This window comes from Pseudomonas sp. MPC6 (assembly GCF_006094435.1).
In the GTDB taxonomy this organism is placed as follows: Bacteria; Pseudomonadota; Gammaproteobacteria; order Pseudomonadales; family Pseudomonadaceae; genus Aquipseudomonas.
The window spans coordinates 3629958-3644913 of record NZ_CP034783.1 but is presented as its reverse complement, the minus strand read 5'-3'; the positions used below and the strand labels follow the sequence as shown (position 1 = coordinate 3644913).

Here is a 14956-nt window from a genome sequence, read left to right as displayed (position 1 = left end):
TACCCCATTGGTCTGATTGCATTCACCGCCGGATGCGTTAGTGTGGCTTTACCTTCCAAAACAATAAAAAACAGGCTTTCCAATGAGCCAGAGTCTCAGCCAGCTGCGTAAATTCGTTTCGCCTGAAATCATCTTTGGTGCCGGTTGCCGGCACAACGTCGGCAACTGCGCCAAGACCTTCGGTGCCCGCAAGGTGCTGGTGGTCAGCGATCCCGGGGTGATTGCCGCCGGATGGGTGGCCGATGTCGAAGCCAGCCTGCAAGCCCAGGGCATCGATTACTTCCTGTACAGCGACGTGTCGCCCAACCCGCGGGTCGAAGAAGTCATGCTCGGCGCCGAGCTGTACCGGGAAAACCACTGTGATGTGATCGTCGCCGTCGGCGGCGGCAGCCCGATGGATTGCGGCAAGGGCATCGGCATCGTCGTCGCCCACGGGCGCAGCATCCTCGAGTTCGAGGGCGTGGACACCATCCGCGTGCCCAGCCCGCCGCTGATCCTGATTCCGACCACTGCCGGTACTTCGGCGGACGTCTCGCAATTCGTGATCATTTCCAATCAGCAGGAACGGATGAAATTCTCCATCGTCAGCAAGGCCGTGGTGCCGGACGTGTCGCTGATCGACCCGGAAACCACCCTGAGCATGGACCCGTTCCTGTCGGCCTGTACCGGCATCGACGCTCTGGTGCATGCCATCGAAGCCTTTGTCTCTACCGGTCACGGCCCCTTGACCGATCCCCATGCACTGGAAGCCATGCGCCTGATCAACGGCAACCTGGTGCAGATGATCGCCAACCCCGGCGACATCGCCCTGCGCGAGAAGATCATGCTCGGCAGCATGCAGGCCGGGCTGGCGTTCTCCAACGCGATCCTCGGTGCGGTGCACGCGATGTCCCACAGCCTCGGTGGTTTTCTCGACCTGCCACACGGCCTGTGCAACGCGGTACTGGTGGAACACGTGGTGGCCTTCAACTACAACTCGGCGCCTGACCGTTTCAAGGTGATCGCCGAGACCTTCGGCATTGACTGCCGGGGCCTCAATCACCGGCAGATCTGCGGGCGCCTGGTGGAGCACCTGATTGCCCTCAAGCATGCGATCGGCTTCCATGAAACCCTCGGCTTGCACGGGGTCAGCACCGCGGACATTCCGTTCCTCTCGCAGCACGCCATGCACGACCCGTGCATCCTCACCAACCCGCGCCAGTCCAGCCAGCGTGATGTCGAGGTCGTCTATGGCGAAGCCCTCTGAGGAGCAACAACGGGCGCTGGCCGGACTGCTCGGGTTAGGCAGCCATTCGGCGCGCAAGAGTCATTACCCGGAACTGGCCGCGCGCCTGGACGAGCTGGAAGCCGAACGCAATCGCTACAAGTGGCTGTTCGAAAACGCGGTGCACGGGATCTTCCAGGCCAGCCTGCTCGAGGGCATGCGCGCCGCCAACCCGGCGCTGGCGCGGATGCTCGGCTATCAGGATCCGCAGGAGGTGCTGTTCTCGCTGGCGGACCTGGCCAGCAACCTGTTTGTCGGCGGGGCGCGGGAGCTGGAAAACATCGGCGAAATCCTCAGGCACCAAGGCAGCCTGCATGGCTACGAAACCCAATTGCGGCGCAAGGACGGCAGCAGCCTCGACGTGCTGATGAACCTGTTGCTCAAGCCCGATCAGGAAGGGCTGGTCGAAGGTTTCGTGGCGGATATCACCGAGCGCAAACTCGCCCAACAGCGCCTGCAACAGCTCAACGACCAACTGGAGCAGCGGGTCACGGCGCGCACTAACGAATTGCTCGAAGCCAACCGCAACCTGCAGCAGCAGATCACCCAGCGCAAACAGATCGCCGAAGCCCTGCGCGATGCCCGGGACGCCGCCGAGGCCGCCAATCGCAGCAAGGACAAATACCTCGCCGCCGCCAGTCATGACCTGCTGCAACCGCTCAACGCCGCGCGCCTGCTGATCTCGACCTTGCGCGAGCGCAAACTGCCCGAGGTCGAGCAGGTGCTGGTGGAACGTACTCACCAGGCCCTGGAAGGGGCCGAAGATTTGCTCACCGATCTGCTCGACATTTCCCGGCTCGATCAGGCCGCGGTCAAACCGGACGTCGCGCTGTATCGCCTCGACGAGTTGCTCGGACCGCTGGTGTCGGAATTCCGCTCGGTGGCCGAAGCCGCCGGCTTGGAATTGCGCGCGCATATGGGCGACTACGCCATCAGCACTGACTTGCGCCTGATGACGCGGATCCTGCGCAACTTTCTCAGCAACGCCTGCCGCTACACCGACGCCGGCAGCATCCTGCTGGGTGCCCGGCGGCGCGGGGCAATGCTGCGCCTGGAAGTCTGGGACACCGGACGCGGGATTGCCGCGGACCGGCTGGACTCGATCTTCCTCGAGTTCAACCAGCTGGACGTCGGCCGCGCCGCCGATCGCAAGGGCGTCGGCCTGGGGCTGGCGATTGTCGAGCGCATCGCAAAAATCCTCGACTACAGGATCCAGGTGCATTCGCGGCCGGGGCGCGGATCGATGTTCAGCATCGACGTGCCGATTTCCCACGAGGTCCCGTTGCCGATCAGTCAGGCCGTGCCTCTGCCGGGCACGGGCAATCCCTTGCCGGGGCGGCGTTTGCTGGTGCTGGATAATGAAGTGAGCATCCTCGAAAGCATGAGCGCGCTACTCGGGCAGTGGGGCTGCGAAGTGGTGATCGCCACCGATCAAGCCTCCGCGCTGTCGGCCTTGCAGGGCCAGGCGCCGGAACTGATCCTGGCCGACTATCACCTCGATCACGGGGTGGTGGGCTGTGAGGTGGTCCGGCATTTGCGCGAGCATTTCGGCCAGGCGATTCCCGCAGTCATCATCACCGCGGACCGCACCGACCAGTGCCGCAGTGCGTTGCAAAAACTCGAGGCACCGCTGCTGAACAAACCGGTGAAACCCGGCAAGTTGCGCGCGGTGCTGAGTCAGATGCTGGGTTAGCCGAGTTCGCGATACTGCAGGCTGAAACCCAGTTCGGTGGCCTGGCCTTGCTCGAGCAACACCAGTCCCGGCCGCCCCGGAAGGTGATGTGCGTTGACCGGGTGGCTCACCGGCTCGATGCAGAAAAATTCCAGGCCCACCGGGCAATAGAGCAGGTAGTAATCGCTGCCGGTGGCCTGGCATTGCAGTTCATAACCGAGGTCCGGTTGCTGGATCAGGCAGTGGCCGTCCCACTCGCAGAAGCCGTTGTCGACCAGGGTGTCGGGCAAGCCTTTGAGTTGCTGGAAATCCCATTCGCCGGGCAGCGAAGTCAGTGTTGTCGGCAATTTTACCGCATCGCATAACCACACTTGTCGGGCCTGCGCCTGCAATCGAGTGCCCGCCGTGCGCGGCAGATAGGGATGAAACCCCAGGCCATGCCAGGCGGCGAGTTCGGCCAGGTGGGTGACGTGCAAATCGATGCTCAGCTTGCCCTCGCTCAGGCGCAAACGTTGCCGGGCGCGATAGGCGAAGGGCGTCGTGCTGTCGAGTTGCAGGACCACTTCATCCCGGGTCTGCGATACCACCTGCCACGGCTGTTGCCAGGCGCTGCCGTGGATCGGCAGGGGATCGGTGTGGCTGTTGGGCGTCAATGCCAGCCAGCCGTCGGGGCGGTCGAAACCCCCTTCGGAAATACGGTTTGACCATGGTGCCAGGGGAAAGCAACCGAGCTTGCCCGGCAGGCCGGTGTTCAGCGCGTGGGCGTCGCTGTGGCGCAGTAGCGGTTGGCCGGTGCTGCGTACGGTCCAGTTGACGAGGCTGCCGCCGAGTTCGGGGGCGAGGGTGAGGTGGGTGAGGTCGTCTTTGAGTTCGAGGAGTGTTGGTGTCATGTTGCCCCGCGATATGAATGAGTACCTGTAGGAGCCCGGCTTGCCGGCGAAGGCGATCTCAAATGCGCCTTCATCTGTAGGAGCCCGGCTTGCCGGCGAAGGCGATCTCAAATACGCCTTCATCTGTAGGAGCCCGGCTTGCCGGCGAAGGCGATCTCAAATGCGCCTTCGCCGGCAAGCCTGGCTCCTACAGGTATTGCGTTTTACAGTTGCGAATGTTTTTGCCAAGGCCGGGACCCGCGTTCTACAACACCAAATGCGGCAACCACAGCGACAGCGCCGGAATGTAGGTCACGGCTATCAGCACCAGGAACAGCACCCCATAGAACGGAAGCAGCGCCTTCACGGTTTTTTCGATACTGACTTTCCCCACCGCCGACCCCACGAACAGCACCGCACCCACCGGCGGGGTGATCAAACCAATTCCCAGGTTGACCAGCATGATCATGCCGAACTGCACCGGGTCCACGCCAATGCCCAGGATCACCGGCATCAGGATCGGTGTCAGGATCAGGATCAGCGGCGCCATGTCCATCACCGTACCGAGCAACAGCAGCATGACGTTGATGCACATCAGGATCACATAGCGGTTGTCCGACAGGGTCAGGAACATCGTGGTGATCTTCGACGGGATCTGCATCAGGGTCATGATGTAGCCGAAGCTGGCAGCGAAACCGATCAGGATCATCACGATCGAAATCGTCCGTACCGTGCGGTGCATCAGTTTCGGCAGCTCGCTCCACTTGTAGTCGCGGTAGATGAACATGGTGACGAAGAACGACCACAGCACGGCAATCGCCGCCGATTCAGTCGCGGTGAAAATACCCGAGAGAATGCCGCCGAGGATGATCACCATGGCCATCAGGCCCCACATCGCTTCGCCGCAGATCTTCAGCGCCTGCCGCATGGGGATGACTTCGCCCTTGGGGTAGTTGCGTTTTTTGGCGAAGATCAGGCACAGCACCATCAGGCAGGCGCTCATCAACAGGCCCGGGACCACGCCGGCCATGAACAGCGAGGCGATCGACACCGTACCGCCGGCGGCCAGCGAGTAGAGCACCGAGTTGTGGCTGGGCGGAGTCAGCAGCGCTTGCACCGAGCCGCTGACGGTGACCGCCGTGGCGAATTCCCGGGGATAGCCGCGCCGTTCCATTTCTGGAATCAGCACCGAACCCACCGAGGCGGTATCCGCCACCGAGGACCCGGAGATCGCACCGAAGAAAGTCGAGGCCATGATGTTGACCAGCGACAACCCGCCACGCACGAAACCCACCAGCACCCCGGCAAACGCCACCAGCCGCCGGGACATGCCGCCCTCGGCCATGATCGCGCCCGCCAGGACGAAGAACGGGATCGCCAACAGGGAGAACTTGTTGACGCCACCGGCGACCTGAATCATCAGCGCCTGGAACGGAATGTCGATCCACCAGGCGCCGATCAGGGCGGAAAGGCCCAGGGCATAGGCGACCGGCATGCCGATCAGGATCAAAGCGATAAAACTGCCGAGCAGAATCAGAGCGTCCATTCAGGCGGCACCTTCGTTTTCTTCAACCAGGTCGAATCGCACGACCCGACGGTTGCTCTGGTCACCGAGCAAGAGTTTTTCCAGGACAAAGATCAGCGTCAGCAGACCGCCGACGGGAATCGGCATGTAGGTAATGCCGACTCGCAGAGTGGGCAGGGCGCTCATGAACTGGTTCCAGGTGGAGATGCACAGCTTGGTGCCCCAGACCGTCATGAACAGGCAGATCGTTGCCATCAGCAGTTGCGAGACGATGCTCATGGTCTTGCGCAGTTGCGGCGTCATGCGGTCCGTCAGCATGGCCACGGCCATGTGCGCGCCGGCGCGATAACTGGCGGCGGCACCGATGAAGGTGAAGACCATCATCAAGAGGATTGCGGTGGGCTCCGGCCAGCTCGACCCCGTGCCGAGAATGTAGCGGGCAAACACGCCCCAGGGAATGATCAGGGCAATGGCCAGGACTGACAGGCCGGCGACCCAGATACAGGTCATGTAAATCCTGTCGTTGATACGCAGCAGCAGATTCTTCATCGGGTTCCACCGTAACCGGGCGCGCGCTGACCTATACCCGCGTCAGCGGCGCCGGGCCTTTCATGAATGCAGGGAGGGTTACTGAACGGCTTCGATGCGCTTGATCAGATCGGCGTAGGGCGCGCCGTATTTTTCCCTGACCGAGGCGGTGGCCTCATAGAAAGGTTTCTTGTCGACGGTGATGAACTCGACGCCGGCCGCCTTGAGTTTCTCTTCGCTGCTGGCGGATTTGGCGTCCCACAGGGTGCGTTCCTGGGCCTGTGCGGCCCTGGCGGTGTTCTTCACCAGCACTTGCTGCTCGGGGGTGAGTTTGTCCCAGGTGATTTTCGACATCACGATCGGCTCGGGCAGGATCAGGTGCCCGGTCAGGCTGTAGAACTTGGCGTTCTGGTAGTGGTTGTGTTCGAGCAGGGTCGGCGGGTTGTTTTCCGCACCGTCGATCACCCCGGTCTGCAACGCACTGAAGATCTCGCCGGTGTCCATCGCAATGCCGTTGCCACCCATGGCGTTGATGGTTTCGATGAACATCGGGTTGCCTTGCACGCGGATCTTCATGCCCTTGAGGTCGGCGAGGCTGCGCACCGGTTTCTTGGTGTAGATGTTGCGCGTGCCGCCGTCCATCCAGGCCAGGGCGACCAGGCCGAATTCGGAGTCGGTGATCTTCGCCAGGATCTCGTCGCCGACTTCACCGTCGATGACCTTGCGCATGTGCGCCTGGTCGCGGAATACAAACGGCATGTTGAACACGTTCACGTCCGGCACCACCGGCCCGACGATGCCCAGGCTGACCCGGGCCATCTGGATGGCGCCGACCTGGGCCTGTTCCACCACTTCTTTTTCCGAGCCGAGCACACCGCCGGCGAACATCTTGAATGTCAACTTGCCGTTACTGTCGGCCACCAGGGTCTTGCCCAACTGTTCTTCCGCCACCACGGTCGGGTAACCGGCGGGATGGATGTCGGCAAATTTGATTTCCAGCGCGTGGGCGGTACTGCTGAGGGTGAACACGAAAGGGAGTGCAGCGGCGAGCAAGGTGCGTTTGAAGTCCATGGGGTGTGTCTCCAGTCTTGTTATTGTTGTTTTCAAGGCGCAGCGGTGCAGCACAAGCGGTTACGGCAATGGGTTGAACGCAGGTTCCGGCAAACCTTTCACACCGGGATTGAGGGCAAATACGCCACCGGCCAGTGACTGTGCGTCCTGGTCGTCACCGGGGCGGATCGAGGTCACGAACAGCGTGTCCAGTCGACTGCCGCCGAAGGCGCACATGGTGGGTTTTTTCACCGGGACCGCGAGGGAGCGGTCCAGTCGGCCATCGGGGGTGAAACGATGGATCAGCCCGGCGTCGTTGGCGCAGATCCAGTAGCAGCCATCGGCATCCACCGCGGCGCCGTCGGGACGCCCGGGGAACTGATGCATGTCGACGAACAGCCGGCGATTGGACGGCGTGCCGTTGTCGATGTCGTAGTCGAAGGCCCAGATCTGCTGGACCAGGGGATGGGAGTCCGACAGGTACATCGTGCGGCCATCCGGGCTGAAGCCCAGGCCGTTGGGCACGATGAACCCGCCGAGTTGTGCATCCAGCGGCCCCGGTTGCCCGGCGCCGTAGCGATAAAGCGTGCCCTCGGCGGCGTTGGCGCCCATGTTCAGCACCATGCTGCCCGCCCAGAAGCGTCCTTGGCGATCGCAACGACCGTCGTTGAGGCGCATGTCGGCACGGGCGTGATTCACCTCGGCCAGCAGTTCGCTGTCGAGACTGCTGTCGTTATGCGGGTGCAGCTCAAAGAAGCCGCTCTCCATGCCGGCCACCCAGCGTCCATTACTTTGACGCGCGATGCAGGCGAGCATTTGCGGGGCTTTCCAGGCCTCGACATGCCCGCTGTCGGCGCTCCAGCGTTGCAGGCCTCCGGCGGGAATATCGACCCAGTACAGGGCGTTTTCCTCGGCGACCCAGACCGGGCTTTCACCCACCGCGTTACGGGCATCGACAATCAATTCGGCGTGCATGGCGACTCATTCCCTTGGGCTTTAAATGTGGGGATCGGTTTGGGTTCAGTCGCCGAACGGGCCGGCCGCGCAGAAAGCGCCACCTTGATAGACCCGCGCCGGATCATCGGCGGCCGGCATCGGCTGGGCTTCGACTTTGTCGCGGAACACTTCGGAGCTGTCCTTGGGGGAATAGCCCAGGGCCGTCGCGAAACGGTTATCCCACCAGACATCCTTGTTATCGGACATGCCGTACACCACGGTGTGGCCGACGCCAGGGGTGAGCAATGCACGTTCGAGCAATTGCGTGAGGTCGCCGAAGCTCAGCCAGGTGCTCATCATCCGGCGGTTTTGCGGTTCCGGGAACGAGGAGCCGATGCGGATGCTGACGGTCTCGATCCCATAACGATCGAAGTAGAACGTGGCCATGTCTTCGCCGTAGGACTTGGACAAGCCGTAGTAACTGTCCGGGCGACGCGGGGAGTGTGCGTCGATGACCTGGTCCTGCTGGTAGAAGCCGATCACATGGTTGGAGCTGGCGAAAATCACGCGCTTGACGCCATGCCGGCGCGCGGCTTCGTAGATATGGAACACGCCGCAGATGTTGGCGCCGAGGATCTCTTCGAACGAGCGTTCCACCGACACGCCGCCGAAGTGCAGGATGGCGTCCACGCCTTCGACCAGTCGATGCACGGCTTGCTTGTCGGACAGGTCGCAGGTGACGACCTCTTCGCGATCATCGATGGCCGGGGCGATGTCGGCGATGTCCGACAGGCGAATAACCTTGGCATAAGGCCGCAGCGTTTCGCGCAGCACTTTGCCCAGGCCACCGGCGGCACCGGTCAGCAGAAGGCGGTTGAAAGGGGCTGTTTGAGTTGTAGTCATGGGAGTCCCTGGACAGCAATTATTATTGAGGTTTGTTGTAGGTTGTCGTACGACTTGCTTGGAGTATCGTTAGGCTTCCCCGGTTTTGTCAACGCGGCGCTGGTGGAAATTGACAGAGGGTCATGCCTCTGCTGATACACACCGAACACTGTAGGAGCGAGCTTGCTCGCGATGGGCTCGGGAGCGGCGCATTCATTCAGGAAAAACGCGTCATCGTTAACGTTCATCGCGAGCAAGCTTGCTCCTACAACAACGAAAGCGGATAGCTGATGAAAATCCGGTTCTCATCGAATTCGTTGGTACTGAAATCCCGGCGGATGCTCGCGTTGCGCCATTTGACGTTGAGGTTTTTCAGCGCGCCGCTCTGCACGGTGTAGGCCAGCTCCGATTCGCGGCCCCATTCCTTGCCGTCGGTGATCGTGCCGGTGTGCACGTTATCGCCGCTGATGTAGCGGTTCATCATGGTCAGTCCGGGAACACCGAGGGCGACGAAGTTGTAGTCGTGGCGCAGTTGCCAGGATTTTTCCTTGGCGTTGTCATAGCTGGCGTTGTAACTATCGTTGGCCAGGGTGCCGCCGCTGGTGCCGTTGACCCGCATCCAGACATCGTCGCCGCTGAGCTTTTGCAGGCCGACATAGAAGGTGTTGCCGCCGTACTTGGCCGAGAGCAGGGCGAATGCGGTTTTGTTGTCGAGGTCGCCGGCCAGGGCGCTGCCGTCTTCCTTGCCGATGAAGTACCCGAGGTTGGCGCCGAGGGTCCAGTCGCCGAGGGGCTGGCTGTGGCTCAGGTTGAAATACTGCTGCTGATAGATGTCGCTGAGTTCCGCATACCAGACACCGACCTGGGTGCGCTTGTCGTTGAACGCGTATTCACCGCCGCCGAAGTTGAAGCGGTCTGACGTGAAGGCGGCCTTGCCGTTCATGAACATGTCTTCCATGCTCGCGTCGTTGCGCGGGCTGTTGGCACGGAACTGACCGCCGTAGAGCGTCAGGCCGCTGATCTCGGTCGAGGTCACCTGGCCACCGCGAAAGGTCTGCGGCAGGGAACGGCCGTCGTCGGCGCGCAGGATCGGCAGCACCGGCATCCATTCGCCGACCTTCACTTCGGTCTTCGAGATTTTGCCTTTCAGCGCCACACCCAGTCGCCCGAAATTGTCAGCAGGGCGACCGTCGTCATGGATCGGCAACAACTGCGTGCCGCCGGTGCCTTGGCCACCGTCAAGCTTCTGCGAGTACATACCGAGCACGTCTACGCCAAAACCGACAGGTCCCGGGGTGAACCCTGACTTCGCGTCGAGGATGAAGCTTTGCGTCCACTCTTCAGCCTTGCCCTGGGCGTTGGCCGGGTTGGTGAAGTTGCGATTGAAGTAGGCGTTGCGCAGGTTCAGCGTGGCCTTGGCGTCATCGACGAAGCCCTCGGCGTTGCCGGTCAGGGGCAGGGCGAAAGCCAGGCTGCTGAAGCTGATCAGGCTCAGGGCATGACGGCGTGCGAAGGCAGGACGAGGGGTGCTGACGGAGGAATTGCGGACGAGCTTGGTCACTGTGACGCTCCCTTTACTTTTTGTTTTTATTGTCGTCATACGTCGTCGTACAACATGGGGCGATTATTTGCGAGGGCTTCGGGGAAAGTCAATCAGAAGTTATACGATGACTTAACGACTTTGGTCGTATGTCGATGGACCCCGGTAGGAGCTGGCTTGCCAGCGAAGGCGTCCGTTCAGTCGATAAATATGTCGGCTGACACACCGCCTTCGCTGGCAAGCCAGCTTGTATGTTTAGACTTGTAGGGGTGGTGGGACTAAAAGCCAGCATCTGACTCTAGCCAGTACAGACCGTGGGAGACTTCGCCCCACCCCTTCACCAAAGCGCCGATAAGGAATGCATCGGCCATGACCGACGATAGAAGCAAGCCAGCGCAATGGTGAAGCCCCGACAAGCCTTTAAACCCTAACCCGGAGCTTTCTTTGTGGCAATGAGTGTCTCGCGTTCTGTAGTCGGAGTGGATGTCGCCAAGGCCGAAGTGGTGGTCTATCAGGCCGACACGGATCTGCTGTTGGCCGTGTCAAACGATAAACCGTCTCTTACAAAGTGGCTGAAAACGTTACCTGCAAACAGCGCCATCGCTATTGAAGCCACCAATATCTATCACCTGGATACGGTTGAGCTGGCTCATGCAATGGGACATACCGTCTATGTCATCGACGGCTTCCGTTTGAGTAATTACCGCAAAGGAGTGGGTGGCCGCGCCAAAACAGATGCCAGCGACGCCCGTTTACTGGCGCGTTACTTGAAGAACGAAGAGGAAGAGCTACGTCCTTGGAGCCCGCCGCCGAAGGTCTATACCAAGCTTCAAAGCCTGCTTCGAAGACGAGCGACATTGGTCCAGGCGCGTGTCAGTTTGACTCAAAGCTGGAACGACGAACCGCTGCTGAAAGCGGCATTCAAACAACAGATCGCTGCCATGGGCCGATTGGATTTACTCATCCAGAAGAAGCTGTTGGACGTCGTAAAAGAGGCGGGTCTGCTCGAGCAAGTCAAACGCTGCCAGGCCGTAGAGGGGGTCGGTTTTCTTACCGCCACCGCACTGACGATGGCATTTCAACGTGGCGACTTCGCCAGTGGTGACGCCTATATCGCGTTTCTTGGAATGGATTTGAGAGTCTCTGATTCGGGGCAGATGAACGGACGTCGAAAGCTGACCAAGAAAGGTGACTCAGAGATACGGCGCCTGCTGCATAACGCGGCGATGGCTGCCAGTCGCTCAAAGACCTGGAAGCCGTTTTACGAACGCTATCTGGAGCGGGGATTAAAGACGACTCAAGTGCTGGTCATCCTGGCTCGCAAGCTGGCACGGGTGGCATTCGCCCTGATGAAGAACCAGAGCGAATATCAGCCAAATCCAGTTTTTGGGGCTTCCCCCCAAACATAGAATCTCCTACAGGGGGGCGTATTTCAGTTGATGATCATTGGCGGCAAGGTACCGAGCAGCGAAACCGCAGCCACCGCCCCAATCCCCAGCAACCACTCCAGCATCACACTGGCACGCAACGCCGTCATGCGCCGCTCGCAATCCCTGATCCGCAACCGATTGAACAGCGCCAACCCCAGCATCGCGCCCACCAGCACCACCTTGATCAACAGAATCAAAGCAAATCCACTCAACAATGGCGTTGGCCAGAACGCCCCGGTCAATACCCGCACATTAATCAAGCCGGTGATGAGCAACCCGGCCACCAACGCATAACCGACACCGCTGAAGCGCTGCAATAGCGCTTTGACGGAGTGTGTGTCTGGTCGCAGCAGGATCATCACCAACACCATCAACCCGCCGAGCCAGGCGCCGACGCAGGTCAGGTGAATGACCTGGTTGAAGATCAGTAACCGGCCTGCGTTGCCGTCGAGCATGGCGCCATGGCCAACCGGGGCCAATGTCGCCAGCAACAGGCCGCTCAAGACTATCCGCCAGGGCAGGCTGCTATGCAGCGGCGTGAACAGCAACGCCAGCAACAGCAGATTGAGCAGCAAATGCCAGCGCCAGACCTGACCGAAAAACGTCTTGTCCAACACCAGCTCCAGGGTCGACGGATCGAATGCCGCCGTCCAGGAGCCGGCCATGCTGGCGGTGATCAGCAACAACCAGCCGACGCCACTGAGCAACGCCACCCCTGCCAGCCACCGGCTGATCCGCGCCAGAGGCCGGTCCAAAGCAGTTTCGCGGCCCAACAGCAAAGGCTTGAAAATCCAGGCTCCAAACAGCATCAACACCACGGTGAAATGCAGGAAACGGCACAGCACCATCGCACTCGTCATGAATTACTGGCCAACCTTGAAGCTGTAGGCGCCTTCGCTTTTGTGGGTATCGACCGACACCGCATGCCACTCGACTTTGTACGAACCGGCCGCCAATGGCGCCGCCGGGGTCACCACCAGGGTCTTTTTATCGCTGCCTTCGGTGGCCAGGCTTTTCACCGGAACCGCGGCGCCGTCCTTGCTGAGGGTGACCTTGGTGAAGGTTGCTTCGATGCCTTCGGAAAACACCAGGCGCAGTTCCGACGGTGCGTTGACGGTGCTGTCGGCGGCCGGGGTCTGGCTTTTCAAATGGGCATGGGCCAACACCGATGAGGCGGCGAACAGGGCGCCGAGGAGGGCGGCGGTGGTCAGGGCGTTCTTGAGCAGCATCGTGGATACCTCAGAGGCAGGTTCGAAGAGGCGGGCAGTTTACCTGCATGAGCATGAAACCGGGCGTAGGAAGATTCGTTTTCCCCTGTCGCCCCTAAGTAGAGCGGATGCTAGTCTTGGCCAATGCTGTTGCCAGGGAGCCCTCATGGGCAATCACAAGATCGAGATCCGCCGCAGTAACGTCGAGAAAATTCTGCTGGGGGCCGAAAAGGTCTTCGCCGAAAAAGGCTTCGGCAGCACCGCCATGGCCGACATCGCCGCCGAGGTGCAACTGCCGCGTTCCAACCTGCATTACTACTTCAGCACCAAGAGCGAGCTGTACAGCGCCGTGCTGTTCGACCTGCTCGAAGTCTGGAAACAGGACGCCCTGTGCTTCGAGATGTTCGACGACCCACGGGTGGTCCTCAGCAGCTACATCCGCGCCAAGATGAACCACTCCCGCAGCCGGCCTTATGGCTCAAAAGTCTGGGCCAACGAAATCATCCACGGCGCGCCGACCCTGGGCGAGAAACTGGACGCCAGCCTGTACGACTGGGCCAAGATGAAAGAAGCGAAAATCCGCCAGTGGGTGGAGGACAAACGCATCCTGCCGGTGGAGCCTTCGAGCTTGCTGTATATGATCTGGGCGTCGACTCAGCATTATGCGGATTTTGATCATCAGGTGAATATTTTGAATGATCATCAGCCGTTGTCGGACATGCAGTTCGAGCGGGCGGTACAGACGGTGACCAGTGTGATATTGCGGGGGATTGGGTTGGAGCCGTAGTTCGGGGGGGAGTTATAACGTATCCCGAACTATCGCCCGATAATCGATATGCGCTGTTTAAGAGGGGTTATTACCTTTCATTTTTCTAATGTTGTACCGCTTGACTTCCATCTCTGTTCTTCGGAGGGATTGTTTTGCTTTGTGAATTGTTACTTGAGGCGTTGTATTCTTTGGTGGATTGGCTTTTTCGGTATATTTAGTCGCCTTTTCTAAAAGGTCGCCACTGGTTACTGGCTTGTAGTCTTTGTTCTGTTTTATATAGTTGTCATATTTCTCTGCGTCTTTTAACAGATTCTGGTAGTTCTGGTTTTTCGGAGTGCTAAGTTTAGGCGTGTTTGTTTTGGTTGCGGGAAGTTGGTGCGGATATAAAACTTCCTGAGAAGCTAGAGTTGAAGTGCTGGGTCCTGGTTGAGGGGCGCTAACAGTGGCGGAGGTATCCGTGGCGTTAAACGACGAGTTGCGCGTCGGAAGTTTAGGTCTGGCAGCATGTTCTATTGCGTACCGAGGCTTTTGTATGCGCCCCTCCAGTATTCTAACTATTTTTCGTGGTAATGCTTTAAGACGCATATTGCCAGTTGGGTCATTAAAGTTTATGGGGTCCCCCTGGCAGTAGGCATAACAATTAATTCCTCCCTCGCCAAACGGGCCCAACTCGTCCGGGCTGTTGAAGCGCATCAACACGGGATTAAATGCCCGCGTACCCTGGCCTAATAAATAGTGCCCAGTAATAGAATCGGGGCATTCACCATTAAACCCTAGCAAACGGCTCAGACCACTTTCTTCCGGGTGATGGCCGTAGGCGGTATAGGCCAGTTGCTGCGGGTTGGTTTCCGCAAGGGTCTGCAGCGGCGAATGGGCTTGGTCGGTTGCCAACAGTGTGGTCGCGGTGACGCCGTCTGTGTTTTGTTGCTGCGCCAATGGCCGAGTTTGATGGCGGAAGATGGTTCGTTGCGCCTGCTCTCCCAGTTCGGTAGTCAGGTGATCTTGCTGGTAAAAGCGCTGGGTGCCGGTGCGTTCCAGAACCCCCACGCCCATGAGGCGATCCAATGGGTCGTATTGATAGCGGCACAGGATTTTCAATGATGCGGTTGACATGGTGCGGTCCTTCGCAGGGGAATTGGATGGGTGTCAGCTTCGGAGATAGTGGGCGTTTCGTCTACTAGCAGAACTGATAGGTTGGGTGGACGTCGGGTGGGGATTGGGTTGGACCCTTGAGGATTTTGGTGGGGCTGCTGGCCTCTTCGCGGGCAAGCCTCGCTCCTACA

14 protein-coding genes are annotated in these 14956 nt (G+C 59.9%); 4 read left to right on the top strand and 10 right to left on the bottom strand.

All coding sequences use genetic code 11. From position 1 onward, the window contains the following. The first annotated feature begins 82 nt into the window (after nucleotides 1-82). Together ercA and ELQ88_RS18810 are read left to right on the top strand one after the other, a co-directional pair. The gene (gene ercA, locus ELQ88_RS18815) at nucleotides 83-1246 is read left to right on the top strand and encodes an alcohol dehydrogenase-like regulatory protein ErcA (RefSeq protein ID WP_138966933.1); all 1164 of its coding nucleotides are present in this window, start codon (nucleotides 83-85) and stop codon (nucleotides 1244-1246) included. Next, nucleotides 1230-2957, top strand: a complete 1728-nt coding sequence (locus ELQ88_RS18810; RefSeq protein ID WP_128869896.1) for a NahK/ErcS family hybrid sensor histidine kinase/response regulator — start codon at nucleotides 1230-1232, stop codon at nucleotides 2955-2957. Before ercA ends, ELQ88_RS18810 begins: the two co-directional genes overlap by 17 nt. Here ELQ88_RS18810 and ELQ88_RS18805 read toward each other — a convergent pair. From ELQ88_RS18805 to ELQ88_RS18770, 7 genes are all read right to left on the bottom strand, one after another. Continuing rightward, nucleotides 2954-3826, bottom strand: coding sequence for an aldose 1-epimerase (locus ELQ88_RS18805; RefSeq protein WP_128869897.1), 873 nt, complete (start codon nucleotides 3824-3826; stop codon nucleotides 2954-2956). The genes ELQ88_RS18810 and ELQ88_RS18805 overlap by 4 nt on opposite strands. A gap of 244 nt (nucleotides 3827-4070) precedes the next feature. After that, nucleotides 4071-5351: a TRAP transporter large permease gene (locus ELQ88_RS18800; RefSeq protein ID WP_138966932.1), complete on the bottom strand. Its 1281-nt coding sequence runs from the start codon at nucleotides 5349-5351 to the stop codon at nucleotides 4071-4073. Further along, entirely contained in the window at nucleotides 5352-5879 is a 528-nt protein-coding gene (locus ELQ88_RS18795) for a TRAP transporter small permease (protein ID WP_128869627.1), read from the bottom strand. A 78-nt stretch (nucleotides 5880-5957) separates the two neighbouring features. After that, complete coding sequence (locus ELQ88_RS18790) at nucleotides 5958-6929, bottom strand: TRAP transporter substrate-binding protein (protein ID WP_128869628.1); 972 nt, start codon at nucleotides 6927-6929, stop codon at nucleotides 5958-5960. Nucleotides 6930-6989: 60 nt separating this feature from the next. Further along, the gene (locus ELQ88_RS18785) at nucleotides 6990-7883 is read right to left on the bottom strand and encodes an SMP-30/gluconolactonase/LRE family protein (protein ID WP_138966930.1); all 894 of its coding nucleotides are present in this window, start codon (nucleotides 7881-7883) and stop codon (nucleotides 6990-6992) included. A gap of 45 nt (nucleotides 7884-7928) precedes the next feature. Further along, on the bottom strand, nucleotides 7929-8747 hold the full coding sequence (locus tag ELQ88_RS18780; RefSeq protein WP_128869629.1) for an NAD(P)-dependent oxidoreductase: 819 nt from the start codon (nucleotides 8745-8747) through the stop codon (nucleotides 7929-7931). A 244-nt stretch (nucleotides 8748-8991) separates the two neighbouring features. Next, nucleotides 8992-10287: an OprD family porin gene (locus tag ELQ88_RS18770; RefSeq protein WP_138966926.1), complete on the bottom strand. Its 1296-nt coding sequence runs from the start codon at nucleotides 10285-10287 to the stop codon at nucleotides 8992-8994. 425 nt (nucleotides 10288-10712) lie between these two features. Here ELQ88_RS18770 and ELQ88_RS18765 point away from each other — a divergent pair, with 425 nt between their 5' ends. Beyond that, nucleotides 10713-11675, top strand: coding sequence for an IS110 family transposase (locus tag ELQ88_RS18765; RefSeq protein WP_138963519.1), 963 nt, complete (start codon nucleotides 10713-10715; stop codon nucleotides 11673-11675). Between the two features lie 23 nt (nucleotides 11676-11698). Here the strand turns inward: ELQ88_RS18765 and copD are convergent, their stop codons facing one another. Both copD and copC read right to left on the bottom strand, forming a co-directional pair. Continuing rightward, nucleotides 11699-12556, bottom strand: a complete 858-nt coding sequence (gene copD / locus ELQ88_RS18760; RefSeq protein WP_138966924.1) for a copper homeostasis membrane protein CopD — start codon at nucleotides 12554-12556, stop codon at nucleotides 11699-11701. A gap of 3 nt (nucleotides 12557-12559) precedes the next feature. Then, on the bottom strand, nucleotides 12560-12925 hold the full coding sequence (copC, locus tag ELQ88_RS18755; RefSeq protein ID WP_138966922.1) for a copper homeostasis periplasmic binding protein CopC: 366 nt from the start codon (nucleotides 12923-12925) through the stop codon (nucleotides 12560-12562). 145 nt (nucleotides 12926-13070) lie between these two features. On the opposite strand from copC, the gene ELQ88_RS18750 reads away from it, so the two are divergent. Continuing rightward, nucleotides 13071-13691 (top strand): TetR/AcrR family transcriptional regulator, encoded by a 621-nt coding sequence (locus tag ELQ88_RS18750; protein ID WP_064678001.1) that lies wholly within the window; start codon nucleotides 13071-13073, stop codon nucleotides 13689-13691. Between the two features lie 57 nt (nucleotides 13692-13748). On the opposite strand, the gene ELQ88_RS18745 is transcribed toward ELQ88_RS18750, so the two are convergent. After that, nucleotides 13749-14786: an RHS repeat-associated core domain-containing protein gene (locus tag ELQ88_RS18745; RefSeq protein ID WP_138966920.1), complete on the bottom strand. Its 1038-nt coding sequence runs from the start codon at nucleotides 14784-14786 to the stop codon at nucleotides 13749-13751. Between the last annotated feature and the right edge of the window lie 170 nt (nucleotides 14787-14956).